Source organism: Streptomyces sp. NPDC013455 (assembly GCF_040632975.1).
In the GTDB taxonomy this organism is placed as follows: Bacteria; Actinomycetota; Actinomycetes; order Streptomycetales; family Streptomycetaceae; genus Streptomyces.
This window is the reverse complement of the sequence record NZ_JBEYCX010000001.1, coordinates 447,391-474,057: the sequence shown is the minus strand read 5'-3', so window position 1 is coordinate 474,057 and position 26,667 is coordinate 447,391. Positions and strand designations below refer to the sequence as shown.

Below are 26,667 nucleotides of genomic sequence, written 5' to 3'. Positions count from 1 at the left end.
TCTCCGGATTGCGGGGCAGCCCACCGGGCGATGTAGGCTGTCGACCTGTCCCGGGTGCGTAGCTCAGGGGTAGAGCGCCTGCCTTACAAGCAGGATGTCGGCGGTTCGAAACCGTCCGCGCCCACAGATCCGGCCCCTCGGAGTCATCTCCGAGGGGCCGTTCTCGTGCCCTTACCCCTGCTCCGCCGCCTCATGGGCGTGCTTCAGCCGGCTCCTGGCCTCCATGCGGTCGGCCGCCGCCGTCTCGGACCAGAAGCGGTGCGTGCTGACGAACACCGCGAGTTCGTGTTCGCGGCGCCGCAGTTTCTCCACCTCGGCCTGCTCGTCCTCCGTCCAGCCGGGGGAGGCGGGCCGCTCCACCTTGCGCCAGCCGTTGTCGTCGCTGAAGCCGTCCATCGGCTCGACCGACCAGGGCAGCCGCTTGAGCAGGGCCGACAGCTCGGCCCGGACCTGATGCAGCTCCTCCTGACCGGCGAGGAGGTCACTGGGGAATTCATAGGTCGTACCCACGCGGCAATGCTACGCCTGTTCGATTTCGGAAGGCGAGGCGGACCGTCCGCTTCGGGTCGGATTCAGCCGGACGAGTGGCCGGGCGCCGGTACCGCCGCGACCCGCGGCGCGGCGCGAGGTGTCCGACGCCGTCCGGCAGCGGTACGACCGGCGCGGGGGCGGCGGTGTGCGCCAGACTTGTCCCATGTGCCGGAGCATCAAGACGCTGCGCCCGCCCGCGCTGCCCGAAGAGGCCACGGGCGAGGACATTCGCGCGGCCGCGTTGCAGTACGTACGCAAGATCTCGGGCTTCCGCGCCCCCGCCGCCCACAACCGCGAGGTCTTCGACCGGGCGGTGGAGGCGGTGGCGCAGGCCACCGCGGAACTGCTCGGCGGGCTGGAGGTGCGGGGGCGGCCCGCCAGGGGTGAGCGGCGCACGTGAACGCCGGCTCGGTCCGCCCGCGACGGCGTACAGCACCGGCCGCGCCGTGCGCCCGTTCATCTGACTTACCGTCATGAGTCCCCGGAATCCCAGTGGTTGGTGTGCGGGGCGGCCGTGGCGGGGATGTATCGACCGACCCCGGTGGGAGTCCGGCCGGGCGGAGCCGCCGCCGGTCCGGTCGGATGTTGAACTTGCAAGTAATGATTAGGTGCCCCTAACCTGGTGCTCCCTTCGGTACCGCTGTCCCCACGACGGGCCTGCCCAGTCCCCGGGCGGCCCGACCGTCACCGAACAGGAGCGATCCTTCATGTCCGCACGCCTCAACACCGCTCAGCCCTATGTCCTCGGACTCTTCCGCATCGTCGTCGGCCTGCTCTTCGCGGTGCACGGCACGGCCTCCCTCTTCGGCGTCCTCGGCGGTGCCGCGGGCACCGACGGCGGCACGGTGGAGACCGGCACCTGGCCCGGCTGGTACGCGGCGGTGATCCAGCTGGTCGCCGGCGGCCTGGTCCTGCTCGGCCTCGGCACCCGCGGTGCCGCGCTGATCGCCTCCGGCTCGATGGCGTACGCCTACTTCGACGTCCACCAGCAGGCCGCGCTGTGGCCGATCCAGAACGGCGGCGAGCTGTCGGCCCTGTTCTGCTGGGCGTTCTTCCTGCTGGTCTTCACCGGATCCGGCGCCTTCGGCCTGGACCGGCTGCTGGCCCGGCGTGCGACGGCGGACGGCGCGTCCGCCTCGGAGCAGGCGCCCGCCGCGGCCTGACCCGCACGTCGCGACCCCGCGGCACGGCCTGATTCGTGAACGCGCTGTAATCGCCTCACGAACCCCCCGCGAAGCTCCTGTCACACCCCCGGCGTACGCTGTATGGCTGTCAACGGGGGAGTGACGGGAGTCGTCGTGTTCGAGAGCGTGGGGTGGCTTGCGGCCGGCCCGTGGATCTATGCCGTGGTGGCCGTGTCGGTGTTGCTCGACGTGTTCCTGCCGGTGCTGCCGAGCGGCGTGCTCGTCATCACGGCCGGCACGGCGGCGGCGGCCGGTACCGGCGCGGCGGCGGGCCAGGTCGCGCAGGAGGTGCCGGACATCCTGGCGCTGATCCTCTCCGCGGCGACCGCCTCGGTCCTCGGCGACATGGTGGCCTACCGGCTGGCCTGGCGCGGCGGGAAGCGGCTGGACCGGGCGATAGCCCGCTCGCGACGGCTGACCACCGCGCAGGAACGTCTCGGCGAGGCGCTCGCGCGGGGCGGCGGCGCGCTGGTCGTGCTCGCCCGCTTCGCCCCGGCCGGCCGCTCGGTCGTCTCCTTCTGCGCCGGTGCCGCCCATCGCCGCGTCCGCGAGTTCCTGCCCTGGTCGGCCCTGGCGGGCCTGTCCTGGGCCGCCTACAGCGTGGCCCTCGGCTACTACGGCGCCCAGTGGCTGGGCGCCACCTGGCTCGCCACGGGCGTCTCGGTGACCGCGCTGTTCGCGGCGGGCGCGGCGGCGGGCTTCCTGGTGCGCCGGCGTCCGGCCTCCTGAGGCGCTCCGCCGGGCCGGCGCGGGCGGCCGTGACGGCCCGCGGTCGCCGCACGGCCCCGGGCCCCACGGCGACCGCGCGTGTCTCAGCAGGCGGCCAGGTAGTTCGTCAGCGCGCTCTTCTCGGCCGAGTCCACCGAGAGGTTGTAGTAGTACTTCACCTGCACCCAGGCGCGGACGTACGTGCACCGGTACGTCGACTGGGACGGCATCCAGGTGGCCGGGTCCTGGTCGCCCTTGGCCTGGTTGACGTCGTCGGTGACGGCGATCAGCTGCGGCCGGGTCAGGTCGTTGGCGAACGCCTGCCGCTGCGCGGTGGTCCACTTGCTCGCCCCGGAGTCCCACGCCTCGGCCAGCGGGACGAGGTGGTCGATGTCGAGGTCGGATGCGGCGGTCCAGGTGGCGCCGTCGTAGGGGGAGTACCAGCTGCCGCTGGTCGAGGCGCACGAGGAGTCGGTGACGACGTTCGTGCCGTCCCGCTTGAGGACCGTCTCGCGGGTGTTGCACGTGCCGCTGATGGTGATCCAGTGCGGGAAGAGGTCGCGGCTGTAGCCGGTGCGGTTTTCGGTGGCCACGGTGAGCTGGGAGAGGTAGGTGCGCGCGGTGGTGGCGCTGACCGGGGTGGGGAGCGCGGCCGAGGCGCTCGGGGCGTTGACCAGGGCGGCGGAGGCCATCAGGCCGGTGAGCACCGCGAGAATGCCCGTCCGTCGACGCGCGTAGATCTTCGGCATGCGTGAACTCCCTTGTGGGGTGGGGGTGTTGAAGCGCGAGCGAGGGAATGCTCGCGGTGCCGTGTGGCCGGCGGGTGAGCGCCCGGTAAGAACTTAGTGACGTGACCATGTCACGACAAGGTTGACGGCGGAACTTTCACATCCCTTACGATGGGGAGCGCAGAAGGGGAGTAGCTCTTCGCCGGACCGTCGACATACTGCTCAGCGAGCCTGAGCCGGCGCCCGGAGGCGATCCCATACGGGATCGCCAGCGAGACCTTCGGTAAGCAGTGCACGCCCGCACCCCCTGGTGCGGGCGCCGAGTGCGCTGCCGTGCCGAGGTGTCATCGCGTGACGTACCGCACTCTCGGCGGGCAGCCCCGACCGATTGAGGAACCTTGCTCAGCATCACCGTGACGGCGCTCGTCTTCGGCGTCGTCTTCCTCGCCGAACTGCCGGACAAGACCGCGCTCGCCGGGCTCGTCCTCGGCACCCGCTACCGCGCCTCGTACGTCTTCGCGGGCGTCGCCGCGGCCTTCCTGCTGCACGTCGTGCTCGCCGTCGCGGCCGGCAGCGTGCTGACCCTGCTGCCGCAGCAGATCGTGCACGCCCTCACCGGCGTGCTCTTCCTCGGCGGCGCCGCGATGCTGCTGCTGAAGAAGGGTGAGGACGAGGAAGAGATCAAGAAGCCCGCCGACCAGTCCTTCTGGAAGGTGGCCGGCACCGGGTTCATGCTCATCCTGGTCGCCGAGTTCGGCGATCTCACCCAGATCATGACCGCCAACCTCGCCGCCCGCTACGACGACCCGGTCTCCGTCGGGCTCGGCGCCGTGCTGGCCCTGTGGGCCGTCGCCGGACTCGGCATCGTCGGCGGAAAGGCCCTGATGAAGAGGGTTCCGCTGCGGCTGATCACGCAGATCGCGGCGCTGCTGATGCTGGGGCTCGGTGTGTGGAGCCTGTGGGAGGCCGTGCGGGGCTGAGCCGAACGGCGGATGAACACTCGCCGTGGGTGGTGGCGATGAGCCCCCAGGTTTTGTACCGTGGAGAAACAAAGTGGCTCCCGCCCGTTTTCCCTGACCGGCGGGCGGGGCCGCCTTGTCCCTGTGACCTCGGGGTCCTTCGCCTATGGAGCTGCCGATGCCGGCCACCGCCACACCCGCCGTCCTGACCGCCCGTGCCCTCCTGCTCGACATGGACGGCACCCTCGTCAACTCGGACGCCGTGGTCGAGCGCATCTGGCGCGGCTGGGCCGAGCGGCACGGACTGGACGGCGACGAGGTGATGAAGGTGGTGCACGGGCGGCAGGGGCACGCCTCCATGGCCGTCCTGCTGCCGGACCGGCCGGTGGAGCAGAACCTCGCCGACAACGCCCGCATGCTCGCCGAGGAGACCGCCGACACCGACGGCGTGGTCGAGATACCCGGCGCGAGCGCCTTCCTCGCCGCGCTGCGCGGGCTCCCGCACGCCCTGGTGACCTCCGCCGACGTCGCCCTGTCCACCGCCCGCATGAACGCCGCGGGGCTGCCCCTGCCCGAGGTCCGCATCACCGCCGAGTCGGTGGGCGCGAGCAAGCCCGACCCCGAGGGCTTCCTCAAGGGCGCCGCCGAGCTGGGTGTCGACCCGGCCGACTGCGTCGTCTTCGAGGACTCCGGTGCGGGGATCGCGGCGGGGCGCGCCGCGGGGATGCGGGTGGTGGGCGTCGGGCCCCGCGCCGGATTCCACGGTCCCGACGCCGTCGTACCGGACCTCACCCACGTGAGGGTCGAGGCGCGGGCCGACGGCACGGTCCGGCTGCACATCGGCTAGCGGCGCCGTCACGGGTCCGCCGTCGTCACAGGCCCCTCGTGGTCCCGGTCCCGTCCTCGTCCCGGTGCCGTCGTCGTCACAGGCCCGTCGTGGTCACGGTTCCGCCGTCTCCGCCTCCAGGCTTCTTCGTGTCGCCGCGCCGTACGTGCCCAGGTCGTCGCCCCGGACGCCCCGGGCCAGCTGGTAATTGCGCACGGCGTCCTGCAGGGGGCGGGTGAAGACGCCGTCGACCTGGTCGCCGTAGAGGTTCAACTGCTTGAGCCGCTGCTGGAGTTCCGTGACCTCCGGGCCGGTGTCGCCGAGCCGCAGGACCGCAGCCGCCCCGGGCGTGGCGCCCGGGGTCGCGGAGGCCGTCGCGGACGGGCCCGGGGAGGCGGCGCGGGAGGCGGTGGCCGAAGGTGTGGGGCTCGGCGAGGGTGACGCGCTGCCGGCGGACGGGCTCGGGTCCGCCGATGCGGCGGGTGTCCGCACCGGCACGCGGGGCGTGCCCGGCGGTGCCGCCGCCGGTGCCGTCGCCGAGGCGGGCGCCGTGCCGGTCGCGTCCGGGATGCGCTCCCGGACCTCCTGCGCCGTCCGCTCCCGGGCCGGCCCCTGGTAGGAGAGCACCGCGAAGCCGGCCACCGCAAGGGCAGCGGCCCCCAGGCCGCCGACGGCCACCAGCACGGTGCGACGGGAACGACGGGAACGACGGGAACGACGCCTCCGGGACTCCCCGGCGCCTGCCCCGTCCGACGCGCGCCCCATGGCTCCCGGACCGGCTCCCGGATCGTTTCCCGGATCGGCGGTCGGAGCGGTCCAAGCCGCCCCGGTCGGAGCGGTCGAAGTCGCCGGCTGGGCCCGGCCGGCCGGTTCCGCCGGGTCTGCCGGTTCCGCCGGGCCGGCCGGTTCCGCCGGGTCTGCCGGTTCCGCCGGGCCGGTCGGTTCCGCCGGGTCTGCCGGTTCCGCCGGGGCGGTTGCCGGTTCCGCCGGGGCGGTTGCCGGTGAGGGGCGTGGCGGGCGCGGTGTCCCGTCCGGCGGCCGGGGTGGTCCGGCCCGGTGGGGGCCGGTGGCCGGGGGCGGGGCCTCGACGTAGGGCCGTATGCGCAGCGGATCGAAGTCCTCCGCCGCTGCCGCCTCGGCCGTCCGTGTCTCGCGCAGTGCCTCGGCGGCCCGCTCGGTGCAGTCGCACGACGGCGTGCTGTCCGGCCCCCTCGGTGTCCCGCACTCCGGGCACGTGGTCCCCCGTCTCCCCGTCACGTCCGCCCTCTCCCCTCGGGAACCGTCACGTCCGCCCTCCCCTTGGGAACCGTCACGTCCGCCCTCCCCTTGGGAACCGTCACGTCCGCCCCCTCCCCCTGGGAACCGTCACGTCCGCCCTCCCCTCGGGAACCGTCACGTCCGCCCCCTCCCCTCGGAACTTCCGAGATTAAGGGGATCTCCGCCGCCCGCGCACGACTCGACAGGCCATAAGTGGTGAGTACGACCACGATGGAAGAGGTCCACCCGAGTCCCTGGAGGTCCCGATGGCCTTGGACACGCACGGCACGGCGAAGGGCGTGGGCGGCGGGGAACACGTTCCCGGCAGCGTGCTGGTACCGATCGGCGCCCTGCTGCTCGGGCTGCTGCTGGCCGCGCTCGACCAGACCATCGTGTCGACCGCGCTGCCGACGATCGTGAGCGACCTCGGCGGCCTGGAGCACCTGTCCTGGGTCGTCACCGCCTATCTGCTGGCCTCGACCGCCGCCACCCCGCTGTGGGGCAAGCTCGGCGACCAGTACGGGCGCAAGCGGCTGTTCCAGACCGCCATCGTGATCTTCCTGATCGGCTCGGCGCTGTGCGGCATGGCGCGGGACATGCCCCAGCTGATCGCCTTCCGGGCGGTGCAGGGCCTGGGCGGCGGCGGGCTGATGGTGCTGTCCATGGCGATCGTCGGGGACATCGTGCCGCCTCGCGAACGCGGCCGCTACCAGGGGCTGTTCGGGGCCGTGTTCGGCGCCACCAGCGTGCTCGGCCCGCTGCTCGGCGGCCTGTTCACCGAGCATCTGAGCTGGCGCTGGGTGTTCTACGTCAACCTGCCCGTCGGCGTGGTCGCGCTCGCCGTGATCGCCACCGCCCTGCACATCCCGCGCCGCACCGCCCGGCACGCCATCGACTATGCGGGGACGTTCCTGATCGCCGCCGTCGCCACCTGCCTGGTGCTGGTCGCCTCGCTCGGCGGCACCACCTGGGCCTGGGACTCGGCCCGGATCATCGGCCTCGCCGTGCTGGGCGTCCTGCTCGCCCTCGCCTTCGTCGCCGTGGAGCGCCGCGCCGCCGAACCGGTGCTGCCGCTGAAGCTGTTCTCCATCCGCACCTTCACCCTGGCCGCCGTGATCAGCTTCATCGTCGGCTTCGCCATGTTCGGGGCGATGACCTACCTGCCGACCTTCCTCCAGGTCGTGCACGGCGTCTCCCCGACCCTGTCCGGCGTGCACATGCTGCCGATGGTGTTCGGGCTGCTGCTGGCCTCCACGGTCTCCGGGCAGATCGTCAGCCGCACCGGCCGCTGGAAGGTGTTCCCGATCGCGGGCACCGCCGTCACCGCCTTCGGGCTGCTCCTGCTGCACCGGCTGGACGAGACCAGCACGACCGCCGAGACGAGCGTCTACTTCTTCGTCTTCGGCCTGGGCCTCGGCCTGGTCATGCAGGTCCTCGTCCTCATCGTGCAGAACGCCGTCTCCTACGAGGACCTCGGCGTCGCCACCTCCGGCGCCACCTTCTTCCGCTCCATCGGCGCCGCGTTCGGCGTGGCCATCTTCGGCACGGTCTTCGCGAGCCGCCTCGGCGACCAGCTCACCGCCGCCTTCCGGGGCGTACGCCTGCCGCCCGGCGTGAGCGCCGACACGCTGCAGGCCGACCCGCGGGGCATCGCCGTACTGCCGCCCGCGCTGCGGCCGGCGGCCCTGCACGCCTACGCGAGCTCCATCACCGACGTCTTCCTCTACGCCGCGCCCGTGGCCCTGCTCGGCTTCCTGCTGGCCTGGTTCCTCAAGGAGGACCGGCTGCGCGGCTCGGTCACCGCGCCGGACGTCTCCGAGACCATCCCGCCCAACCCCGTCGAGCGCTCCTCCTACGACGAGGTGTGCCGGGCCCTGTCCGTGCTCGGCACCCGTGAGGGCCGCCGGGAGATCTACCGGAAGATCACCGAACGGGCCGGCTACGACCTGCTGCCCGCCGCGAGCTGGCTGCTCCTGCGCATCCGCCGCTACGGCTCCGTCGAACCGGCGGTGCTGGCCGAGCGCAGTCCCGTCCCGCTCCAGGCGGTGATGGCCGCGGCCCGCCAGGTCGAGGAACGCCGGCTCGCCGAGCGCCACGGCCTGGACCTGGTCCTGACCGACACCGGCCGCGAGGTCGCCGAGCGGCTCGCCACGGCCCGCGAGGAGTCCCTGGGCGACCTGCTCGGCGACTGGTGGCGGCCCGACCGCCCGGCCGACCTGAGCCGGCTGGTCCGGGAACTCACCGGTGAACTGTGCGGCGCCGAACGGGAACGCCCGCACGAGAGCGGCACGGTCGCCAGGGCCGGCTGACGCGCCGGGGGCGGTTGAAGGTTGTGGCCGACGGGTCGGGGCGGCCGACGGGTCAGGAGTGGCCGACGGGGCAGTCCCGGCCGGGCGGGCCGGCGGGCTCGGCCCGTCCCAGCTCCTTGCGGAACCAGTGTTCGGCGTGGACGTCGTCGTTGTGCGGGCCGGTCTCGGTGTAACCGAGGCGGGCGTACAGCGCGCGGGCCTCGACCAGGTCGCTGCGGGTGTCGAGGACGATCCGGCGGGCGCCCAGCAGACGGGCGGCCAGTTCGGCGGCGGACACCAGGTGGACGGCCCCCTTCAGACCGCGCAGCCCCGGCAGCACGAAGACCCGGGTCAGTTCGGCGGTGTCCGCGTCCAGCAGCCGTACGCCCGCCGAACCGGCCGGGGTGCCGTTGTACCGGGCGACGAGCAACCGCCCGGTCGGCGGGGCGAGGTCGGCCCCGGTGTGCGCCGCGATCTCCCGCTCCAGTTCCGCCGGGTCGGTGCGGCGCCCCTCGTGCAGCAGGTACCAGCGGTCGCTGACCTCCGTGTAGTAGGCCCGCCACAGCGCTTCGGCGGCCGGGGAGTCGTACGGCTCCGGAGTGATCGTCCATGTCATGCGGGCCATTGTCGGGAGGCGCCCCGCACCCGCCGCAACCGAGTTGCGGGGTGCCGCGATGCGTGCGGGGTGCCCGCCGGGCGGCCGCGCCGGCGGCTCCGGCGCGGCCGTTTGTGCGCCCGGTTCCGGGTCACCCGAAGGGAGAACCGGCCAGTGGGGCCGGTCCGATCGGAAGGCAATCATGTCCACAGGGCTGATCATTCTGCTGATCGTGATCGCGGCGATCGTGGTCGTCGGTGCGGCCGCCCTGCTCCTGCGGAGCCGCAAAGGACGCGGCGGGCCGAGCCTGAAGCGGCGCTTCGGGCCCGAGTACGAGCGGGCCGTGGCCCTGCACGACGGGGACACCAAGGCCGCCGAGCGGGAGCTGGCCGAGCGCGTGGAACGCCACGGCGACCTGCGGGAACGGCCGCTGGACGGGACCGCGCGGCAGCGGTACGCGGAGCGCTGGACGGCCGTACAGGAACACTTCGTCGACGCTCCGCGCGAGGCCGTGACCGAGGCCGACCGGCTGCTCGCGGAGCTCGCCGCCGAGCGCGGCTACCCCGACGGCGGACGCTACGAGGAACAGCTGGCCGCGCTGTCCGTGCACCACGCCGACCACGTCGACGGCTACCGGCGGGTGCACCGGGCGGCCGGCGCGGGCGCCGGCGGCGACACCGAGGAACTGCGCGCGGCACTGCTCGGCGCGCGCGCCCTCTTCGACGACCTGACCAGCGCGGAGCCCGGCCGGCACCGGGCCCCCTCCGGCCCGGGCCGCCCGGCGGCTTCCGCCGGAACCCGCTCGCACGCACCGTGGTCCCTCCACCGGAGCCGACCGAAGGAGAGCTGAGCGCCATGTCGGACAGGACGTACGACTCCGGCACCGACGAACACCCCGAGGGGCGCTTCACCCGTCGGCCGGGGGACGAGGCGACGACGGCCGGCCGGCGAGGGCCGGCGTACGAGGGCGAACGCGCGGCGACGGACGAGTGGTCCCCGGGCGACGCCGCCCCGGGCCACCGCACGCCACGCGCACCGCGCCCGGAGGAACGGCTGCCCGGGGAACCGCCGCCCGGTCCGGGCCGGCCCGCCCGGGAGCCCGGAGCGGGCGGCGGCACGGGCCGCTTCGCCCCGGAGACCGGGGCCGGTGCGGACGCGAGCCGGCCGGCGGACTCCGGGGCCGGTGCCGGGCGGCTGCGGGGATCGGCCGGGCCCGGACGGGAAGGGCTGACCGGCGACGACCGCAGCCCGCAGGACACGCCGCAGCGACCGCCGGGGCCCGCCGGCACGCCCGAGGGGGCCGCGGAGCGGCACGGCACGGAAGGACTGCGGCCGGGGACGGAGGAGATGGGGGCCGGTATCGACGAGGGGTTCGTCGGCAGTCACCGGACGGAGCGGTCGGCGATCTCGGAGGAGGACCGGATGCCCGACAACGGACTGGGCGCGCCGTCACCCGGCGAGGTCACCGGACGCGAGAAAGGCGGCACCGAGTCCCCGGGACCCGACAGCTGGCCGGCGCCGCCCGGCGGACGGACCGCCCCCGCCCCCTCCGGCGCCGGTGCGCCCCTGCTGGCCCAGGAGGAGACCGAGCGGTGGGAGGAGCGGATACGCCGGGTGACCGCCGACTTCGTGGACGAACCCCGGCAGGCCGTCGAGCAGGCCGACCGGGCGCTGGAGGAGATCGCCGCGCGGTTCGGCGAGGCCGTGACCCGGCGCCGCCGCACCCTGCGGATGTCCTGGGAGGGCGGCGAGGAAAGCGGCCCCGGCGCCACCACCGACACCGAGCAACTGCGGCTCGCCCTGCGCGACTACCGCGACCTGGCCGGACGCCTGCTACACGGCTGACCCCGGCACGTTCCCGGTGGCGGCAGCCCTGCGCTGCCGCCACTCGCGTACGACCTGTTCCACGTCGTACGGCTTCTTCCCCAGCGGCGGACCGGGCGGCGGCCTGAACATCATGTCCCTGATCCGGACGTTGACCTCTTCGATGATCTTCCGGACGATCCGCTCCGAGGGCGCCGCGTACGCCGCCGCCAGCGCGTCCTCCGCCTCCCTGCGCAGCGCGAGCGCGGGCGGCAGCACGGCCAGTCCCTCACGCACCATCTTCCGCTTGACCCACCACAGTTCGTCGTAGGTGGAGTCGACCTCCGCGGGCAGCGGCCGCCCCGCACCCGGCAGCCGGTCGAACTCCCCGCGCCCCTGCGCGTCACGGATCTGCTTGTCCACCCAGGACTCGAACGGCACGCCCGGTGGCTTTCGCTCGGTCATGGACCCATTGTGCCGGACGCGGCCCTGCCGGGCGTTTTATCATTCGGCGGCGGTACGGCGATCCGCCCACCGCACAGGGACGTTTCAGGGGGAGCGCACGTGCTCGAACTCACCATGGCCGCCGTCTCCGGGGCGGACGAGGGCGCCACGGCCGGGATGACGATGGCCGAGGCGCCCAGCGAGCCCGGCGCCGTGCTGCGGGTCGGCCGCGACGCGGCACTGTGCCGGCTGGCCACCCCGGAGGACTGGCTGTTCATCTCCCGCGTACACCTGGAGTTCGTGTGCGGCCCGGACGGCGGCTGGCAGCTGACCTGGCTGCGCGGCTCCCAGCCGGACCCGGCGTCCGAGGTCCGGCTCAGTGCCGGCCAGTACACGCAGCCCGTCGGTTACGGCGCGACCGTGCCGCTGCCGCACGGCGGGTCCGGCGAGATCGTCGTCCAGGACCGCACCGCGCCGCGCAGCGTCAACGTCGGCTTCTACCACGAGCTGTGAACCACGGGGTTCCGCTCAGCCGAGCACCCGGGCCAGGGCGAAGCCGTCGTAGCCCTTGCCGCCGACCGTCTGGAGCACCGTACCGCTCAGCCGCGGGTGGCCGGCGATCAGCTCGATCGCGGCCCGGGTGCCGACCACGTCGGGCTCGGCGCTGCCCGCGTCGATCACCCGGCCGCCGCGCACCACGTTGTCCACGACGATCAGGCTGCCGGCCCGGGTGAGCCGCAGCGCCCACTCCACGTAGTGCTCGTTGTTGGCCTTGTCGGCGTCGATGAAGACCAGGTCGAAGGGGGCCGGGTTCTCGTCGGCGAGCTTGGGCAGCGACTCCAGGGCCGGGCCGACCCGCACCTCGGCGATCCGCTCCAGGCCCGCGCGGGCGATGTTCCGGGTGGCGACGTCGGCGTGCTTGGCGCTGTACTCCAGCGAGATCAGCCTGCCGTCCTCGGGCAGCGCACGGGCCAGCCAGATCGTGCTGTACCCGCCGAGCGTGCCGATCTCCAGGATGTGCCGGGCGCCCTGCACCTGGGCGAGCAGCTGGAGGAACTTGCCCTGCGCGGCCGTGACCGCGATCGGGGGCAGACCGGCGGTCTCGCTGTCCCGCAGGGCGGCCCGCAGTGCCTCGTCGTCCGGTGAGAGGTGGCTGATGAAGTAGTCGTCTACGTCGTCCCAGAGCTGCGACCCGCTCATAGCGCCTGCTGCCTTTCCCGAGTGTCATGCGGAGGCTGTTCCGCCCGGCCCGCTCCGATGATCTCAGCCGAGCGGCGCGGGCGGGGAGACCGGCGGCGGCGGAGTCACCGGCCGTCGCGAGCGCCGCAGGGCGATCAGCGCGGCGGCCGCGACGACGGCGGCCGGGGTGCCGCCGACCGTCAGCGCCCAGGCCGGGATGCCCGCGACCCGGCGCAGCTCGTCGTCGTAGATCACCTGCTGCACCGGTGTGTCGGCGGCGGCCCGGCGCAGTTCGTGGTCGCCGGAGATGCGGGAGGGATCCGGGAAGTCCTGGGTGAGCGCGGTCAGATAAGGGGTGTCGGCGGCCAGCTTCCCCAGGGCGCCCCGCCGCACGCCCACCCGTCCCGCGAAGAGCACCTCGGGCCGGTGGCCGCCGATCGTCGTACGGGTCTCCATGCGGTGCGCGGCGAGGACGTACAGACCGAGCGACTGCGGGGTGCCGGCCAGCCGGGACAGGCGCATCGGGTAGACCGGGCGGTCGGCGGCGAAGGTGAGGTGCAGCGGGTCGAGGGCGCCGCCGAGCGGGGTGCCGCGCGTGTCGGGGGCGAGGCGGACGGCGACGTACTCCCAGTGCCGGTCGACGTAGGGCTGGAGGGCGGTCTTCAGCCGGGCGGGCAGGGGGAAGCCGTGCTCGCGCAGCCAGTCGGCCAGGGCGGCCGGGTCGGTGGCGGTCAGCCGGGCGACGTCGAAGGAGCCGAGCCGCTGGCGGCCGACGACGCCGACGCCCCCGGTGCCGGCACCCGGCAGCGCGCTCTCGCCGGCCGTGTCCCGGTCGTCGAAGGGCCAGTCGCCGTTGCGCGGCCAGAAGTGGTACCGGGTGCGGTGGACCGGGGCGACGGCCTCGGCCAGCTGGTCGAAGAGGGCCGGGTCGCCGAGGCGGACGGTGGCCCGGTGCGGTACCGGCATGATCCAGGCGGCGTGCCGGGCACTGCCGCCGACGGTCAGCCGCATCACGATCTGCTCCTGCCGGCCGTCCCAGCGGACCACCGACTGCTCACCGGACACGGCGATCCTGGTGGCCGGATCGGGAACCATGGCCCCGCAGCCGCATGCATAGGCCGGCGCCATCAGCCAGCCGGCTTGTATGCCGAGCAGTGCGAGTACGACGCTGAGTATCCGGACACGAGTCACAGGTCAGGAGACGGCACCTGTGTGAGATCGGTTCCTGGCGGCAGTGGGGGTGGGGCGTCCCCGCGGTGCAGATCCAGTGCGCGGGCGCGGGTGGTGGGTGTGGGTGCGGAGAGAAGGTTCGGGTGCGGAGGGAAGGCTCGGGTGCGGATCGCCGCGACCGACGGCGCGCTGCGGGCGCCGGCCACCGCGACACCCCAGGGGCGCGGGGAACTGCGCGACCGGCCACAGGACACTCGCACCCCGCAGCCGGCCGGAAGCCTCACGCCGCTCACCGGCTCATGCCTCACCGAACCCGGCACCCAGCCCCCCCCCGCGAGGCTCAGCGGCCCTCGACCGACGGCGCCGAGCCGGGGAGCGGTCGTCCCGCGCACTCCGACATCCGCCAGACCGCGACACCGCCCACTACAGCCGCGGCCATCATGTAGTAGGCGGGCATCATCATGTTCCCCGTCGCCCCGATCAGCGCCGTCACCACCAGCGGAGTCGTACCGCCGAAGAGGGACACGGACACGTTGAAGCCGATGGACAGGGAGCCGTAGCGGACCCGGGTCGGGAAGAGCGCGGGCAGCGCGGCCGGCATGGCCGCCGTGAAGCAGACCAGCAGCAGACCCAGCGCGCCCATGCCCAGCCCCACCGCGAGCAGACTGCCCTCGCGGATCAGCAGCAGCGCGGGGACGGACAGGAACAGGAAGCCCGCGCAGCCCGCGGCGATCACCGGACGCCGGCCGATCCGGTCGGTCAGCGCGCCCGCGAACGGCTGGACGATCATCATCAGGACCATCACACCGAGCACGACCAGCAGACCGTGCGTCTCGTCGTACTTCAGCTCGCTGGTGAGGTAGCTCGGCATGTACGACAGCAGCATGTAGTCGGTGACGTTGAAGACCAGCACCAGGCCCATGCACAGCAGCAGGGACTTCCACTGGCCCGCGACCATCTCGCGCAGCGGCACCTTCGGCCGCGCGGCCTCCGCCTTCTCGACCTCGGCGGCGAACGCCGGGGTCTCCTCCAGCTTCATCCGCAGGTACAGGCCGATGATGCCCATCGGACCGGCGATCAGGAAGGGGATCCGCCAGCCCCAGGACGTGAGGTCGTCCGCGGAGAGGAGGGCCGTCATGACCGTGACCAGACCCGCGCCGCCGATGTAACCGGCCAGCGTGCCGAACTCCAGCCAGCTGCCGAAGAAGCCGCGCCTCTTGTCCGGCGCGTACTCGGCGATGAACGTGGACGCGCCCGCGTACTCGCCGCCGGTGGAGAAGCCCTGCACCAGCCGGGCGGCCAGCAGCAGGAGCGGCGCGCCGACGCCGATCGTCGCGTACGACGGGATCAGGCCGATGGCGAACGTGCCCGCCGCCATCATGATCATGGTGAGGGCGAGTACCTTCTGCCGGCCCACGCGGTCGCCGAGCGGGCCGAAGACCATGCCGCCGAGCGGGCGGACCAGGAAGGCCGCCGCGAAGGCGCCGAAGGTCGACAGCAGCTGGGCGGTCGGATTGCCGGACGGGAAGAAGACCTTGCCCAGGGTCACCGCGATGTAGCTGTAGACACCGAAGTCGAACCACTCCATCGCGTTGCCGAGCGCCGCCGCCTTCACGGCGCGCTTGACCAGCGCGGGATCGGTGACGGTGACGTCGTGGGCCGTGGCGGCCCGCCGGGTCTTCTGGTGCGGGACAACGGCTGTGACGGTCGCCAAAACGGGGCTCGCCTACCTTTCGACGGGGACAGGAGCGGACCCGGACGGCGGCGGTGACGTACGACGGGGCCGAAAAACGACCATAGGGGGAGTTCTGTACCTTACGGGTCGTATGCACTTAGGTGCAGAGTGCAGCAAAAACGCGGATACGCAGGTACGTCTGCCCGCTCACGCAGCGCCATTCCTGCTGCTCGGTGTGATCCTTGTCGCGCCGCCACCGGGCAACCGGCCCCACCCCGACTGTCGCCTTTCAGACAAAAGGTGGATGGATGTCAGGCGAAGCGGGGTTTACCGAAGTCCTTCTTCCCGGGGGTCTGCGAGCCTCGGACAGGCCGCGGAGGGAGACCGGCGCGCAGGAGCGCGCGGGACGAACCGGGCGGGAGGCCGACGAGGCGTGGCGGACCTGGGACACAGCGGACGACCGGCGGAAGCCGGCGCGCGGCTGCGCGCCGTCCGGCTCGCCCTGTGGGCGGTGGCCGCGATACTCGCCGTACGGCAGACGGCCGTCGTCCTGACCACCCCGAGCGGCGAGCGGCTCACCGACCTGGAGACCTGGGTCGGCCCCGAGGGCGTCCTGGACGTGAACGGGTCGATCTACGACTCCACCCGGTTCACCGGCACCCCCTTCGGCGGCCTGGTCCTCAAACCGCTCACCCGCGCCGCGGAGACCGCCCTCGGCTGGGGCTGGATCTTCGGCAGCCTGCTGCTGGTGGTCGCCCTCGGCCTGGTCGCCGCCCGCGCGCTGCCCCAGCCGGTCGGCCGGCGCACCTCCCTGCTGGCCGCACCGGTCGCCGTCAGCCTCCTCATGCTGTCGCTGCCGGTCCGCAACGCCCTGTGGCTCGGCCAGACCAGCATCCTCCCGGTGCTGCTCGTCCTGCTCGGCTGCTTCGCCGTACGCGGGGAACGGGCGAGCGGCCTGTGCGTGGGGCTGGCCGCCGCGCTCCAGCCGACCGTGCTGCTGTTCATCCCGCTGCTGTGGTTCACCGGCCGCCGCCGGGGCGCGCTCACCACGGCCGGCACCTTCGCCGCCTGCACCGCGCTCGCCTGGGCGGCCCTGCCGCAGGACTCGCACACCTACTGGGTGCACCACATGGCGGGCGCTGGCCTCGGCGGCGAGGCCGACGCCCTCGCCAACCAGTCCCTGCACGGCGCCCTGCTCCGCCTCGGCGTCGGCGGCCCGCCGGAGACGGCCCTCTTCCTGCTGCTCGGCGCCGCCGTCGCCGCGCTCGCCCTGCGCCGCGCGGTCCGCTACGCCCACGACGGCCAGCTCCTCCTCGCCGTGGCGGTCACCGGCTGCGCCGCCGTCGCAGTCTCGCCCACCACCTGGCAGCACCAGCTGCTGTGGGTACTGCTCGCGGTGGTCGGCCGGGTCGGCGAACGGGCCTCGGACCGCCTCGTCTGGCCGGTCGCCGTGGTGCTGGTGACCACGCTCCGGACGGAGATGCTGCTGCCGCACATGGCGGTGCTCTACCCGCTGCGCGACAACCTCGTGCTGCTCACGGCCCTGGCCGCCGCCACGGCCGTGCCCTTCCTGTCCCGGACCTCGCCGTACTACCAGGTCCCGGTCGCCACGGAGTACGCCCCGCCGGCCCCGGCCCGCTTCCGCCGCGTCCCGCTCCTGCCCTTCCTCCGCCGCGTGTCCACCCGCCCCAACCTGCTCCTGGAGCTGCTCCTGCTGCGCGTCACCTACGCGGCCTACCAGCAGGTACGGCTGGCCGCGACCGGCGGCAGCAACTCGGCGGGCCGGGCGACGGCCGAGCACCACGGGCAACTGGTCCTCGACGCCGAGCGTTTCCTGCACATCGACATCGAGCGGGCCGTCAACCACGCGGTGGTGAAGACCGACCGGCTGCGGGAGTTCTTCGACTTCTACTACGAGTCCTTGCACTTCGTGGTCCCGCTGACCATTCTCGGCGTCCTGTACCGGCGCCGCCCGGCCGACTACCGCTGGGCCCGCTCCTCCCTCGGCTTCGCCACCCTGCTCGCCCTGGCCGGCTTCTGGCTCTTCCCGCTGGCCCCGCCGCGCCTGATGCCCACGCTCGGCGTGATCGACACCGTGCACGGCGTCCAGGACTTCTCCCAGCCGGACTACGGCACCCTGACCGCGCTGACCAACCAGTACGCGGCGATGCCGTCCCTGCACTTCGGCTGGTCCCTGTGGTGCGGTGTGGTCGTCGCCGTCATCGCCCCCTGGCGGTGGCTGAAGGCCCTGGGCCTGCTGCACCCGTTGTGCACCGTCTCGGCCATCATCGCCACCGGCAACCACTGGGTGCTGGACGCGGTGGGCGGCGCGGCGGTGGTCGCCGCGGGCTTCGGACTGTCGTACCTGTTCCAGGGACCGCGCGCCCGGCCGGCCGCCCGGGCGGCGGCCGGGACCAGCCGGGAGCCGGTGAAGGACACGGCTCCCGGCTGACCGCTACGGCTCGCGGGCCAGCCGCTCCTGGAGGCGGCGGTGCCGGAACTCGTACGCGGGCCCGCTCGCCCGCAGCAGACCGCGCAGGTGCGCGTCGTGCAGGAAGGCCATCAGCCGCACGGGCGTGCCCTCGCGCACGGAGAGCTGTACGGCGGTCGCAGCGGTGGCTGCGGCGAGATTGCCGAGGACGCCGGACAGCACGGCGTAACCGCTGCCGATCGCCACGCCGATGGCCACGCCGAAGGACGCGCTGCCGTGCAGGAGCACCCCCAGGCACCCCGAGTACAGCGCCACGGCGACGCCGTTCAGCAGGCCCAGCGGCAGCAGCAGCCGTGAGTGGTGCCGCCACACGTCCCGGGGGCCGAGCGCCCGGGTCTCGGTCTCCAACGGCGGCAGCGGCCGACGGGGCGAGGGCAGGCCGGTGATCATCGACAGCGGGGATCTCGCGACCAGTTCCACGCCACGGCCCCGCCGCAGCGCACCGGCGAAGCCGCCGGCCGGCGCCGCCGCCGCATAGACCCACCAGGGCACGGTGGTGTCGAGGAGGCGTCCGGCCAGCCACATGGAACCGGCGGCCAGCCCGATCCCGTACGTGACACCGAGGGCGAGGCTCCGATGCGGGAAGACGTCACGCCAGCCGGCGCTCGGCAGTTCCTGCGGACGCCTGAGACGGGCCACGCGGATGCCCAGGGCATCGGTGGCGTGCAGCAGACACCCCGTCAGGCCGAGCGTGACGCCCCAGCGCAGGCCGATGAAAGGTGCCATGGTGAGGGCGACGACGGCGACGTACCCGACGGCGACCGCGACGATCCACGCCCCCGACGGGCGGTGCGCCCCGGTCGGGATCTGCCACCAGCGCAGCTGCCTGGTGCCGTCCTCGGTGAGCCGCACCGCGAGGTACCGCAGCGTCCGCTCGGCCGCCGCGGCTGAGTAGGGGCGGCATCCGTTCGGCCGCGGCTTCCTCGTATAGGCGGCGGTGACCGCGTGATCCAGCAGGTGGTCCCGGATCCGGTCGGCGTCGTGCAGATCGAGGACCTCCTCCACCGGCCCGTGGGGACCGTAGGTTTCCTGCAGCAGGCTCACCGTCAAGGGGTCGGCCAGGGCCTGGGCCAGAGCGCTCTCCGGCTCGTCCAGGAGCCGCTGGACGACTTTCTGCCAGGCCGCGGGAGCGGGGTTTTCCAGTGAGTCGAGCAGGTACTCGGCCGCGTCCGCCGGCCTGACCGGCTGCAGTTCCAGGGCGACGGCACCGGCCGGGAGTTCGACCCGGGCCGTGTCCACGGCCTCATCGGTGCGGGAGATCAGGACCACGCGGAACGGCGCGGACTCCAGTGCGGTCACCGCGAGGGCCCGCACCTCCTCACCGACCTCGTCGAAGCCGTCGAGGAACAGCGCGATACGGCCCGCCTTCAGCAACTGGTGGAGATGCCTGGGTTCTTCGTACAGAAGGGACAGGCGCTGGGCCGCCCAGTCGACCGCGTTTTCCCACTCGCCGTCCGGCGCCCAGCCGTCCAGCGACATGAGCACCGGTACCGGGATACGCGACCTGTGCTGCGGGGTCGCCGCGCCCTCGCGGTACTGCAGCGCCTGGCGGAGCAGCAGCACGGCGGCCGAGGTCTTGCCCGCCGCCGGTGGCCCGACGATCAGCAGCCGGCCCGAGGCCAGACCCCCGTACACCTTGTGCAGGTCGGTCAGGTCACCCCCCTTGCGCAGGCCCTTCGCGGTCACCGGCGCGATTCCGGGCAGGGGCGTGAATCTCGGCGGGGCGCCCTCGGCGGTGGCGGCGGTGACCCTCGTCGTCAGCCGCTGCCGGCTCACCTGCCAGCCCACGGGCACCGTGATCTTGTGCAGTCGCCGATAGGCCGCCTCCTGGTCCCAGTAGTCGCGAACGGCGTCGGCCAGCTCCTGGGCGGCCTCGTCCAGTTCGGTCGGGGTGACCGTATAGGTGTTCTGGTACACCTCCATACGGTTGTGATCGCCGTCCTGATAGAACGTCGGCCCGTTGAACTCGCTGGTCATTCCGTGGTCCCGATGTTGAACACCTGGTGGTTGTGGTCGCCGTTCTGGAAGTAGGCGGGACCACGGAAGACCTGGAACACCCCCGGCCTCCCGGACCGGCCCGCCGTACCGGACTCCTCCGCCAGCGCCCGCACTTCGGCGGCCACCTCGTCCCGCTCGGCGGGCTCCAGGCCCCGCAGCATCTCGGCGAACTCCGCCGTCCACGACCGGGTGTGCGCCGCGCGCACCCGCTCCCGCTCCTCCGCGTCCGCGGCGGCGCCCACCGCGGCGGCGGTCCCCTCCAGGGCCGCCTCCACCGCGCTCTCCCGTTCGGCGTCCCCCCGGCCGAGGAGCCCGACGATCCGGGTCCTGCCCGTCTGGTAGCCGTCGTTCACCGCCGCCTGGAGCACCGCGGCACCGCCGAGTGCCGCCAGCTGCGCGGCCGTATCGAGCCAGTCCATGTCCATGTGTACCCCCCACTCAGATGCGGGTCTCCACCCCGCATTCGAACCAGACCGTCTTGCCGCCGTCGGCCCCCCGGGCGACTCCCCACTTGTCCACGACGGCCTCGACCAGACTAAGCCCCCGCCCACTCTCCGCTTGCTCGGGGGCACGCTCTGTTACGGAAGGGAGCCGTGTGAAGCCGTCGGACACCTCGGCCCGCACACCCGCCGTCTGCCGCACCAGCAGCACCGTGCAGCGGCGGTCGGGCACGTGCCGGACGACGTTGGTCACCAGCTCGCTCACACCCAGCTCGACCGCGAAGGTCAGCTCCGGCAGCTCCCATTCGTCCAGCAGCGAGCGGACGATCCGCCGGATGTGGCGGACCGAGTGCTCGCCGACCGTGAGCTGCATGCGGTACTGGGGAGTGTGGGGAATGTTCAAGTTCACGGGACGAGGCTGACGCCGTATCACTACGCTCTGCTACAGGATGAACACAACGGGTCCGGGAGGGGACTTGTCATGGTGAACATCAACACCCTCGACCCGGGCGCCTCGCCGCTCGACTACTACGGCTTCGAGCTGCGCCGGTGCCGGGAGGCGGCCGGGCTGACCCAGCGGCAACTGGGGGAGATCGTCAACTACACGGGGTCGCTGATCGGCCAGGTGGAAACGGCCCGGAAGCTCCCGACGGTGGAGTTCAGCGAGCGCGTGGACGCGGCGCTGGGGACGGGCGGGCTGCTGTCCCGGCTGGTTCCGCTGGTGATGCGTAGTCAACTTCCGGCCTGGTTTCAGCAGGTGGCTGAGCTGGAGGCGAAGGCGACCGAGATCAACACCTTTCACACGCATCTATTCCATGGCCTGCTGCAGACCCCGGCATACGCGCGCGCTGTGCTCGGTGTACTCGACCAGACCAGGCTCGACGACCGTACTGCCGCGCGGATGGCTCGCCAGCTCATCTTCCAGAAGCAGCAGCCTCCGTTCTTCTGGGCGATCATCAGCGAGGCTGCGCTGCTTCAAGAAATCGGCGACAAGCGCGTCATGGGCGAGCAACTTGAACACCTGCTGAGGTTCGAGGGCAACCCCCTGATCAACATCCAGATCCTGCCGTTCACGGCCGGGGCACACGCCGGGCTGCAAGGCTCGTTCGACCTCTACCACTTCGAGCACGACCTGGCCATCGTGTACACGGAGGGCTATGGCGGCAGCGGGCATCCAACTGCTGACCGCGGCACCGTCAAGAAGTGCTCACTCCGTTACGATCATCTCCAGGCTGCCGCACTCTCCCTTAGGGACTCGGCGGAGCTGATTCGACGGGTGATGGAGGACCGCTATGGAGAGCAACTGGCGTAAGTCCAGCTACAGCGGTGACGAGGGCGGCTCGTGCGTCGAATGCGTTCCCCTCGGCGGCCTGGCCTGGCGCAAGTCCTCGTACAGCAGTGATCAGGGCGGCGAGTGCGTGGAGATCGCCTCCGCCCCCTGCGCCACCATCGCCATCCGCGACTCCAAGACCCCGGCGGGCCCGATCCTCACCGTCGGCCCCGCCGTGTTCACCACCTTCGTGAACTGGTCCGCAAGCGCTGAATGACATGCGCGTGCACCCCCGCCGAGTGGAGGCGGGGGTGCGGTGCGTGCGGGTGCGGTGGTGCCGCTCCGTCAGGGGTGGCTCAGTACCAGCCGTTGGCCTGCCAGAAGCTCCAGGCCTTCACGGGGCTGCCGTAGCGGGAGTTCATGTAGTCCAGGCCCCACTTGATCTGGGTGGCCGGGTTGGTCTTCCAGTCGGAACCGGCCGAGGCCATCTTCGAGGCCGGCAGGGCCTGGACCAGGCCGTAGGCGCCGGAGGAGCTGTTGGTGGCGGTGGGGTTCCAGCCGCTCTCGTGCTCGACGATCTTGCTGAAGGCGTTGAACTGCGCGGCGTCCGGGATCATCTTGTGCGCGATCGCCTGGGCGGAGGAGGCCGAGGCCGGAGCGGCGTGAGCCGGAGCGGCGGTGAGCGCCATGCCGGCGGTGGCGGCGGCCACGGCGGCGGTGGTGAGGGCCTTCTTCGGGGAAGCGATGCGGCGGATGAAGGAGACGGACACGGAGAACCTCTTGCGTCGGGGACGGTGGATCGCCCGCATGGGAAGGACCACGTGATGTGGCCGCATGCGTCGGCGCCGCGGCCCGGGTGGGCTCGTGGCGCCTGGCGACGTCGTCCAGACAAGCAGGCCCGGAGCCTGTCCGCAATGACCCCTTTTACTAGTTGTGGCCGGATGGGCGGAGAATGGCGACTGTGTGACGTGGGTCGCAAACCGCAGGTCAGAAGGGGTGCACGGAGGGGTGTATCGGACAAATGGGACTACGGCCTCCCATCGTAGGTGACCTGCGTCATGTGGGGTCCTTCACCCCCTCGCTCACCGAAGGGATGCGGCTCCTCACCGAGGGGGACCGCCGAATGTGACCGCGGTCTCGAAGGCGGCCCGCCGGGTCGCCCGGCGCAGGGCTCGCAGCACCGCCGGCCCGATGACCAGGGTCAGCGCCACCGTGGACAGTGCCCGGCCCAGGTCCCAGCCGAGCGAGGTGGCCAGGCAGTACGCGACGAAGCGGGCCAGGTTCGCGGTGACCGGGGCCTGCGCGTCGAAGGAGATGTTCGAGGCCGCCGTCCCCAGGAAGGGCCAGCCGGCCAGGTTCATGACCGTGCCGTAGGCGAAGGCCGCCAGGAAGCCGTAGACGGCGAGCATCAGCAGTTCCGCACGGCCGCGCAGCCCGACCGGGCCCGGCAGCAGACCCGCCCCCATCGTGAACCAGCCCATGGACAGCATCTGGAACGGCAGCCACGGCCCGACGCCGCCCGTGAGCAGCGCGGAGGCGAACATCGTCACCGAGCCCAGCGCGAAGCCGAAGCCCGGTCCGAGCACCCGCCCGCTGAGCACCATCAGGAAGAACATCGGCTCGATCCCGGCCGTACCCGCGCCGATCGGCCGCAGCGCCGCCCCGGTCGCGGCCAGCACGCCCAGCATGGCCACCGCCTTCGGCCCGAGGTCCGACTCCGCGATCGTCGCCGCCACCACCGCCACCAGCAGCACCAGCAGCCCCGCGAACAGCCAGGGCGCGTCCTGGGCGTGGGCGCTCAGCCGGGAGGTGGGCGGAGCGAGGAAGGGCCAGCAGAAGGCGACCACACCGACCGCGCTGACCAGGGCCAGCGCGGCGATGGAGCGGGGGCCGAGGCGGACGGCGCGCACCCGTGCGGTACGGCTCATGCCAGCGCCTCCCGTACCTCGGCCACCGTCAGCCAGCGCTGCGGGGCCAGGATCTTCGTCACCTGCGGCGCGAAGGAGGGGGACGACACCACGATCTCGGCCGTCGGGCCGTCCGCGATCACCTCGCCCTCGGCGAGCAGCACCACCCGGTGGGCGATCTCCGCGGCCAGCTCCACGTCGTGCGTGGCCATGACGATCGCGTGCCCCTCCGCCGCCAGGCCGCGCAGGACGGCCACCAGGCGGGCCTTGGCCGCGTAGTCCAGGCCGCGGGTCGGCTCGTCCAGGAGCAGCAGGGGCGGGCGGGCGGTCAGCACGACGGCCAGCGCGAGCGCGAGGCACTGGCCCTCGGAGAGGTCACGCGGGTGCGTGTCGTCCGTGATGCCCGGCAGCAGCTCCGACACCAGCGACCGGCAGGTACCGGGCGCGGCGCCCGCGTCCCGGTCGGCCGCGGCGCACTCGGCACCGACCGTGTCCGCGTACAGGAGGTCCCGGGGGTCCTGCGGCACCAGACCGGCCCGGCGGACGAGCTCCTGCGGGGAGGTGCGGTGCGGTACGGCGCCGTCCACGCGGACCGTGCCGGCGGTGGGTGCGACCAGGCCGACGAGGGAGCTCAGCAGCGTGGACTTGCCCGCGCCGTTGCGGCCCATGAGCGCGACGGTCTCACCGGGGCGGACGGTGAGGTCCACCCGGCGCAGCGCCTGGACGCCGTCCCGGCGGACGGAGAGGGCGCGGAGTTCGGCGATGTGCGGCCGACCGGGCTCGGGGGCGGGGGCGGGACCGCGCCGGAAGAGCCGGCGCCGGCCGGGGGTGGTGTCGGGGGAGGTGTCGGGGGCCGGCGCCCGCCCGAGCCCCCGGGGCGCGGGGACGGGGATCCGCGCGAGCGGCTCCCGCGTGCCCGCGGCGGGAGCCGCACGGGTGCCGGCGGCCGGAGTGGTGGGGGCGGCTTCGGCCGGAGCGGCACCGGTGCCCGTGGCCGCGTGGGCGGTCAGGCGTTCCCGGAGTGCGCCGGCGCGGCGGCGGGCGTCCCGGACCGTGAGGGGGAGCGGGGACCACCCGGCCAGGCGGCCGAGGGCGACCACCGGGGGATACACCGGGGAGACGGCCATCACCTCGGAGGGGGTGCCGACCACCGGCGGCTTCCCGGGGGCGGGCAGGAGGACGACCCGGTCGGCGTACTGGATCACCCGCTCCAGACGGTGTTCGGCCAGCAGGACCGTCGTGCCCAGGTCGTGCACCAGCCGCTGGAGCACGGCCAGCACCTCCTCCGCCGCGGCCGGGTCCAGCGCCGAGGTCGGTTCGTCCAGGACCAGCACCTCGGGGTGCGGGGTGAGGACCGAACCGATCGCGACCCGCTGCCGCTGCCCGCCGGAGAGGGTGGCGATCGGGCGGTCGCGCAGTCCGGCGAGGCCCAGCAGATCGAGGGTCTCCTCCACCCGGCGCCGCATCACCTCCGGGGCGAGCCCCAGCGACTCCATGCCGTAGGCGAGCTCGTCCTCCACGGTGTCCGTCACGAAGTGCGCGAGCGGATCCTGGCCCACCGTTCCCACCACGTCGGCGAGTTCCCGCGGCCGGTGGGTGCGGGTGTCCCGGCCGGCCACCGTGACGCGCCCGCGCAGGGTGCCGCCGGTGAAGTGCGGGACCAGCCCGCTCACCGCGCCCAGCACGGTCGACTTGCCGACCCCGGACGGACCGGCGAGCAGCACCAGTTCACCCTCGGGCACCTCGAAGTCCACACCGGTGACGGTGGGTTCGGCCGCACCGTCATACGTCACGCTGACATCCTCGAAGCGGATCACGGCTGTTCCCTGGGGACGACGAAGGCGGGCAGGAGGGCGAGCAGGACGGCCGCCGCGGGCCACAGCGGCAGGACGGGGGCGACGAGGGGGACGACCCCGGGGTGCAGTGCCTGCGGGTCACGGGCGGAGGCGAGCGTGAGCAGCGCGGCCACCGCGGCGCCCGAAGCCGCGACCAGCCAGGCGCGCGGGCCCCACGGGTCCGGGCGGTACCGGGTGCGGGGGGAACGCCGGCCGCCCAGCCGGAGCCCCGCGAGCGCGGCGCCGACGCCGGCGAGCAGCACGGGCACTCCGTAGGCGCCGCCTTCGGCCGTCAGCAGCCCGTAGGTGCCCGCGCACACGCCGAGCAGGCCGCCGAGGGTGAGGGCGGTCGTCGTACGGCGCACGGGGGCGGGGACCTCGGCGGTACGGCCGTAGCCGCGGGCCTCCATCGCGGCGGCGAGCGCGACCGAGCGCTCCAGCGCGCCCTCCAGGACCGGCAGTCCGACCTGGAGCAGTCCGCGCAGGCCGCGGTCCGGGCGGCCGCGCAGCCGGCGGGCGGCGCGCAGCCGCTGGACGTCGGCGACGAGGTGCGGGGCGAAGGTGAGCGCGACCACGACGGCCACGCCGGTCTCGTACAGCGCGCCGGGCAGGGACTTGAGCAGCCGGGTGGGGCTGGCGAGCGCGTTCGCCGCGCCGACGCAGATGAGGAGGGCGGCGAGCCGCAGGCCGTCGTAGGCGGCGAAGAGGACCGCCTCGGCGGTGACCGCCCCGCCCAGCCGGATGCCCTGCGCCCAGTGCGGCAGCGGGACCTCGGGGAGGGTGAGGAGGGTGTGCGTGCCGGGGATGGGGGAGCCGAGCGCCACCGCGAAGAGGACGCGGAGGAGGAGGACGGCGAGGGCGAGCCTGGCGAAGGCGGTGTAGGAGCGGGCCCAGGGGGCGGGGGAGCGGTGCGTCGCCACGACGTAGGCGGAGGCGGCGATCAGGAGGGCGAGGAGGAGCGGATTGGTGGTACGGGTAGCCGCCGTACCCACCCCCAGCGCCCACAACCACCAGGCCCCGGGATGCACACCGGCCCGGTACCGCGCGGGAACGGACTCACTCCCGCACGCCGCCGCGCCGGGGGCGCGGGGAACTGCGCGACGGCCCACGACGGCCCCGCACTGACACTCGTCCCCGCACGCGGCAGGCTGCCCGCAGCCACGGCGCGATGGCGGCTGGGGCGAGTGCGACTCCCCAGGGGCGCGGGGAACTGCGCGACCAGCCACGACGGCCCCGCACTGGCACTCGTCCCCGCACGCGGCAGGCTGCCCGCAGTCACGGTGCGATGGCGGCTGGGGCGAGTGCGACTCCCCAGGGGCGCGGGGAACTGCGCGACCAGCCACGACGGCCCCGCACTGGCACTCGTCCCCGCACGCGGC

27 protein-coding genes and 1 tRNA gene are annotated in these 26,667 nt (G+C 73.4%); 13 read left to right on the top strand and 15 right to left on the bottom strand.

The window, feature by feature from the left end; all coding sequences use genetic code 11:
* Positions 1-52: 52 nt before the first annotated feature.
* Positions 53-124 (top strand) — tRNA-Val (locus ABZ576_RS02120).
* Between the two features lie 47 nt (positions 125-171).
* Here ABZ576_RS02120 and ABZ576_RS02115 read toward each other — a convergent pair.
* The gene (locus ABZ576_RS02115) at positions 172-510 is read right to left on the bottom strand and encodes a hypothetical protein (protein ID WP_360734800.1); all 339 of its coding nucleotides are present in this window, start codon (positions 508-510) and stop codon (positions 172-174) included.
* A 184-nt stretch (positions 511-694) separates the two neighbouring features.
* Here ABZ576_RS02115 and ABZ576_RS02110 point away from each other — a divergent pair, with 184 nt between their 5' ends.
* From ABZ576_RS02110 to ABZ576_RS02100, 3 genes are all read left to right on the top strand, one after another.
* Complete coding sequence (locus tag ABZ576_RS02110; protein WP_360734798.1) at positions 695-931, top strand: DUF2277 domain-containing protein; 237 nt, start codon at positions 695-697, stop codon at positions 929-931.
* Between the two features lie 307 nt (positions 932-1,238).
* Positions 1,239-1,694: a DoxX family protein gene (locus ABZ576_RS02105; RefSeq protein WP_360734796.1), complete on the top strand. Its 456-nt coding sequence runs from the start codon at positions 1,239-1,241 to the stop codon at positions 1,692-1,694.
* A gap of 135 nt (positions 1,695-1,829) precedes the next feature.
* On the top strand, positions 1,830-2,444 hold the full coding sequence (locus ABZ576_RS02100; RefSeq protein ID WP_360734794.1) for a VTT domain-containing protein: 615 nt from the start codon (positions 1,830-1,832) through the stop codon (positions 2,442-2,444).
* Between the two features lie 83 nt (positions 2,445-2,527).
* On the opposite strand, the gene ABZ576_RS02095 is transcribed toward ABZ576_RS02100, so the two are convergent.
* Positions 2,528-3,172 (bottom strand): HNH endonuclease family protein, encoded by a 645-nt coding sequence (locus tag ABZ576_RS02095; RefSeq protein WP_360734792.1) that lies wholly within the window; start codon positions 3,170-3,172, stop codon positions 2,528-2,530.
* A 377-nt stretch (positions 3,173-3,549) separates the two neighbouring features.
* On the opposite strand from ABZ576_RS02095, the gene ABZ576_RS02090 reads away from it, so the two are divergent.
* Both ABZ576_RS02090 and ABZ576_RS02085 read left to right on the top strand, forming a co-directional pair.
* Positions 3,550-4,131, top strand: coding sequence for a TMEM165/GDT1 family protein (locus ABZ576_RS02090; protein ID WP_360734790.1), 582 nt, complete (start codon positions 3,550-3,552; stop codon positions 4,129-4,131).
* Positions 4,132-4,288: 157 nt separating this feature from the next.
* Positions 4,289-4,957 (top strand): HAD-IA family hydrolase, encoded by a 669-nt coding sequence (locus ABZ576_RS02085; protein ID WP_360734788.1) that lies wholly within the window; start codon positions 4,289-4,291, stop codon positions 4,955-4,957.
* Between the two features lie 93 nt (positions 4,958-5,050).
* On the opposite strand, the gene ABZ576_RS02080 is transcribed toward ABZ576_RS02085, so the two are convergent.
* A complete protein-coding gene (locus ABZ576_RS02080) occupies positions 5,051-5,620 on the bottom strand; it encodes a peptidoglycan-binding domain-containing protein (RefSeq protein ID WP_360734786.1) in 570 nt (189 codons plus the stop codon).
* Positions 5,621-6,459: 839 nt separating this feature from the next.
* Here ABZ576_RS02080 and ABZ576_RS02075 point away from each other — a divergent pair.
* On the top strand, positions 6,460-8,502 hold the full coding sequence (locus tag ABZ576_RS02075; protein WP_360734784.1) for an MFS transporter: 2,043 nt from the start codon (positions 6,460-6,462) through the stop codon (positions 8,500-8,502).
* Positions 8,503-8,554: 52 nt separating this feature from the next.
* On the opposite strand, the gene ABZ576_RS02070 is transcribed toward ABZ576_RS02075, so the two are convergent.
* A complete protein-coding gene (locus ABZ576_RS02070) occupies positions 8,555-9,097 on the bottom strand; it encodes a GNAT family N-acetyltransferase (protein ID WP_360734782.1) in 543 nt (180 codons plus the stop codon).
* A 181-nt stretch (positions 9,098-9,278) separates the two neighbouring features.
* On the opposite strand from ABZ576_RS02070, the gene ABZ576_RS02065 reads away from it, so the two are divergent.
* Together ABZ576_RS02065 and ABZ576_RS02060 are read left to right on the top strand one after the other, a co-directional pair.
* The gene (locus ABZ576_RS02065; protein WP_360734780.1) at positions 9,279-9,926 is read left to right on the top strand and encodes a hypothetical protein; all 648 of its coding nucleotides are present in this window, start codon (positions 9,279-9,281) and stop codon (positions 9,924-9,926) included.
* Between the two features lie 5 nt (positions 9,927-9,931).
* Complete coding sequence (locus tag ABZ576_RS02060) at positions 9,932-10,921, top strand: hypothetical protein (protein WP_360734778.1); 990 nt, start codon at positions 9,932-9,934, stop codon at positions 10,919-10,921.
* Here the strand turns inward: ABZ576_RS02060 and ABZ576_RS02055 are convergent.
* Positions 10,910-11,344, bottom strand: a complete 435-nt coding sequence (locus ABZ576_RS02055; RefSeq protein ID WP_360734776.1) for a DUF1992 domain-containing protein — start codon at positions 11,342-11,344, stop codon at positions 10,910-10,912. The two genes, ABZ576_RS02060 and ABZ576_RS02055, sit on opposite strands and share 12 nt — an antisense overlap.
* A gap of 99 nt (positions 11,345-11,443) precedes the next feature.
* On the opposite strand from ABZ576_RS02055, the gene ABZ576_RS02050 reads away from it, so the two are divergent.
* Positions 11,444-11,836 (top strand): hypothetical protein, encoded by a 393-nt coding sequence (locus ABZ576_RS02050; protein ID WP_360734774.1) that lies wholly within the window; start codon positions 11,444-11,446, stop codon positions 11,834-11,836.
* 15 nt (positions 11,837-11,851) lie between these two features.
* Here the strand turns inward: ABZ576_RS02050 and ABZ576_RS02045 are convergent, their stop codons facing one another.
* The 3 genes from ABZ576_RS02045 to proP form a co-directional block, all read right to left on the bottom strand.
* Positions 11,852-12,523 (bottom strand): O-methyltransferase, encoded by a 672-nt coding sequence (locus ABZ576_RS02045; protein ID WP_360734773.1) that lies wholly within the window; start codon positions 12,521-12,523, stop codon positions 11,852-11,854.
* A 63-nt stretch (positions 12,524-12,586) separates the two neighbouring features.
* Entirely contained in the window at positions 12,587-13,630 is a 1,044-nt protein-coding gene (locus ABZ576_RS02040) for a DUF2330 domain-containing protein (protein ID WP_360734771.1), read from the bottom strand.
* A gap of 382 nt (positions 13,631-14,012) precedes the next feature.
* Positions 14,013-15,386, bottom strand: coding sequence for a glycine betaine/L-proline transporter ProP (gene proP, locus ABZ576_RS02035; RefSeq protein WP_360734769.1), 1,374 nt, complete (start codon positions 15,384-15,386; stop codon positions 14,013-14,015).
* A gap of 394 nt (positions 15,387-15,780) precedes the next feature.
* On the opposite strand from proP, the gene ABZ576_RS02030 reads away from it, so the two are divergent.
* Entirely contained in the window at positions 15,781-17,799 is a 2,019-nt protein-coding gene (locus ABZ576_RS02030; protein WP_360734768.1) for a bifunctional glycosyltransferase 87/phosphatase PAP2 family protein, read from the top strand.
* 3 nt (positions 17,800-17,802) lie between these two features.
* On the opposite strand, the gene ABZ576_RS02025 is transcribed toward ABZ576_RS02030, so the two are convergent.
* The 3 genes from ABZ576_RS02025 to ABZ576_RS02015 are packed head-to-tail and all read right to left on the bottom strand — an operon-like array spanning position 17,803 to position 20,649.
* Positions 17,803-19,815, bottom strand: a complete 2,013-nt coding sequence (locus tag ABZ576_RS02025) for a hypothetical protein (protein WP_360734765.1) — start codon at positions 19,813-19,815, stop codon at positions 17,803-17,805.
* Positions 19,812-20,255 (bottom strand): hypothetical protein, encoded by a 444-nt coding sequence (locus ABZ576_RS02020; protein WP_360734763.1) that lies wholly within the window; start codon positions 20,253-20,255, stop codon positions 19,812-19,814. Before ABZ576_RS02020 ends, ABZ576_RS02025 begins: the two co-directional genes overlap by 4 nt.
* A gap of 19 nt (positions 20,256-20,274) precedes the next feature.
* The gene (locus ABZ576_RS02015) at positions 20,275-20,649 is read right to left on the bottom strand and encodes an ATP-binding protein (RefSeq protein WP_360735495.1); all 375 of its coding nucleotides are present in this window, start codon (positions 20,647-20,649) and stop codon (positions 20,275-20,277) included.
* A gap of 108 nt (positions 20,650-20,757) precedes the next feature.
* Here ABZ576_RS02015 and ABZ576_RS02010 point away from each other — a divergent pair, with 108 nt between their 5' ends.
* Both ABZ576_RS02010 and ABZ576_RS02005 read left to right on the top strand, forming a co-directional pair.
* On the top strand, positions 20,758-21,588 hold the full coding sequence (locus tag ABZ576_RS02010; protein ID WP_360734760.1) for a helix-turn-helix transcriptional regulator: 831 nt from the start codon (positions 20,758-20,760) through the stop codon (positions 21,586-21,588).
* Positions 21,569-21,823: a DUF397 domain-containing protein gene (locus ABZ576_RS02005; protein ID WP_360734757.1), complete on the top strand. Its 255-nt coding sequence runs from the start codon at positions 21,569-21,571 to the stop codon at positions 21,821-21,823. The genes ABZ576_RS02010 and ABZ576_RS02005 overlap by 20 nt, the downstream gene beginning before the upstream one ends.
* Before the next feature lie 79 nt (positions 21,824-21,902).
* Here ABZ576_RS02005 and ABZ576_RS02000 read toward each other — a convergent pair whose 3' ends face one another.
* From ABZ576_RS02000 to ABZ576_RS01985, 4 genes are all read right to left on the bottom strand, one after another.
* Positions 21,903-22,316, bottom strand: coding sequence for a lytic transglycosylase domain-containing protein (locus ABZ576_RS02000; protein ID WP_360734754.1), 414 nt, complete (start codon positions 22,314-22,316; stop codon positions 21,903-21,905).
* Between the two features lie 333 nt (positions 22,317-22,649).
* Positions 22,650-23,474 carry an ECF transporter S component gene (locus ABZ576_RS01995; RefSeq protein WP_360734751.1) on the bottom strand — a complete coding sequence of 275 codons (825 nt, stop codon included), beginning with the start codon at positions 23,472-23,474 and terminating at the stop codon, positions 22,650-22,652.
* On the bottom strand, positions 23,471-25,270 hold the full coding sequence (locus ABZ576_RS01990) for an ATP-binding cassette domain-containing protein (RefSeq protein ID WP_360734748.1): 1,800 nt from the start codon (positions 25,268-25,270) through the stop codon (positions 23,471-23,473). Before ABZ576_RS01990 ends, ABZ576_RS01995 begins: the two co-directional genes overlap by 4 nt.
* A complete protein-coding gene (locus ABZ576_RS01985; protein ID WP_360734745.1) occupies positions 25,267-26,316 on the bottom strand; it encodes a CbiQ family ECF transporter T component in 1,050 nt (349 codons plus the stop codon). Before ABZ576_RS01985 ends, ABZ576_RS01990 begins: the two co-directional genes overlap by 4 nt.
* Positions 26,317-26,667: the final 351 nt, after the last annotated feature.

Bases quoted from the DNA above. Each gene is read 5' to 3' on its own strand.
- ABZ576_RS01995 (WP_360734751.1), bottom strand. From the start codon at position 23,474: ATGAGCCGTACCGCACGGGTGCGCGCCGTCCGCCTCGGCCCCCGCTCC.
- ABZ576_RS02005 (WP_360734757.1), top strand. From the start codon at position 21,569: ATGGAGAGCAACTGGCGTAAGTCCAGCTACAGCGGTGACGAGGGCGGC.
- ABZ576_RS02070 (WP_360734782.1), bottom strand. From the start codon at position 9,097: ATGACATGGACGATCACTCCGGAGCCGTACGACTCCCCGGCCGCCGAA.
- ABZ576_RS02010 (WP_360734760.1), top strand. From the start codon at position 20,758: ATGGTGAACATCAACACCCTCGACCCGGGCGCCTCGCCGCTCGACTAC.
- ABZ576_RS02025 (WP_360734765.1), bottom strand. From the start codon at position 19,815: ATGACCAGCGAGTTCAACGGGCCGACGTTCTATCAGGACGGCGATCAC.
- ABZ576_RS02015 (WP_360735495.1), bottom strand. From the start codon at position 20,649: ATGCAGCTCACGGTCGGCGAGCACTCGGTCCGCCACATCCGGCGGATC.
- ABZ576_RS02085 (WP_360734788.1), top strand. From the start codon at position 4,289: ATGCCGGCCACCGCCACACCCGCCGTCCTGACCGCCCGTGCCCTCCTG.
- ABZ576_RS02020 (WP_360734763.1), bottom strand. From the start codon at position 20,255: ATGGACTGGCTCGATACGGCCGCGCAGCTGGCGGCACTCGGCGGTGCC.
- ABZ576_RS02045 (WP_360734773.1), bottom strand. From the start codon at position 12,523: ATGAGCGGGTCGCAGCTCTGGGACGACGTAGACGACTACTTCATCAGC.
- ABZ576_RS02105 (WP_360734796.1), top strand. From the start codon at position 1,239: ATGTCCGCACGCCTCAACACCGCTCAGCCCTATGTCCTCGGACTCTTC.
- ABZ576_RS02060 (WP_360734778.1), top strand. From the start codon at position 9,932: ATGTCGGACAGGACGTACGACTCCGGCACCGACGAACACCCCGAGGGG.
- ABZ576_RS02065 (WP_360734780.1), top strand. From the start codon at position 9,279: ATGTCCACAGGGCTGATCATTCTGCTGATCGTGATCGCGGCGATCGTG.
- ABZ576_RS02055 (WP_360734776.1), bottom strand. From the start codon at position 11,344: ATGACCGAGCGAAAGCCACCGGGCGTGCCGTTCGAGTCCTGGGTGGAC.
- ABZ576_RS02110 (WP_360734798.1), top strand. From the start codon at position 695: ATGTGCCGGAGCATCAAGACGCTGCGCCCGCCCGCGCTGCCCGAAGAG.
- ABZ576_RS02095 (WP_360734792.1), bottom strand. From the start codon at position 3,172: ATGCCGAAGATCTACGCGCGTCGACGGACGGGCATTCTCGCGGTGCTC.
- ABZ576_RS02075 (WP_360734784.1), top strand. From the start codon at position 6,460: ATGGCCTTGGACACGCACGGCACGGCGAAGGGCGTGGGCGGCGGGGAA.
- ABZ576_RS02040 (WP_360734771.1), bottom strand. From the start codon at position 13,630: ATGGCGCCGGCCTATGCATGCGGCTGCGGGGCCATGGTTCCCGATCCG.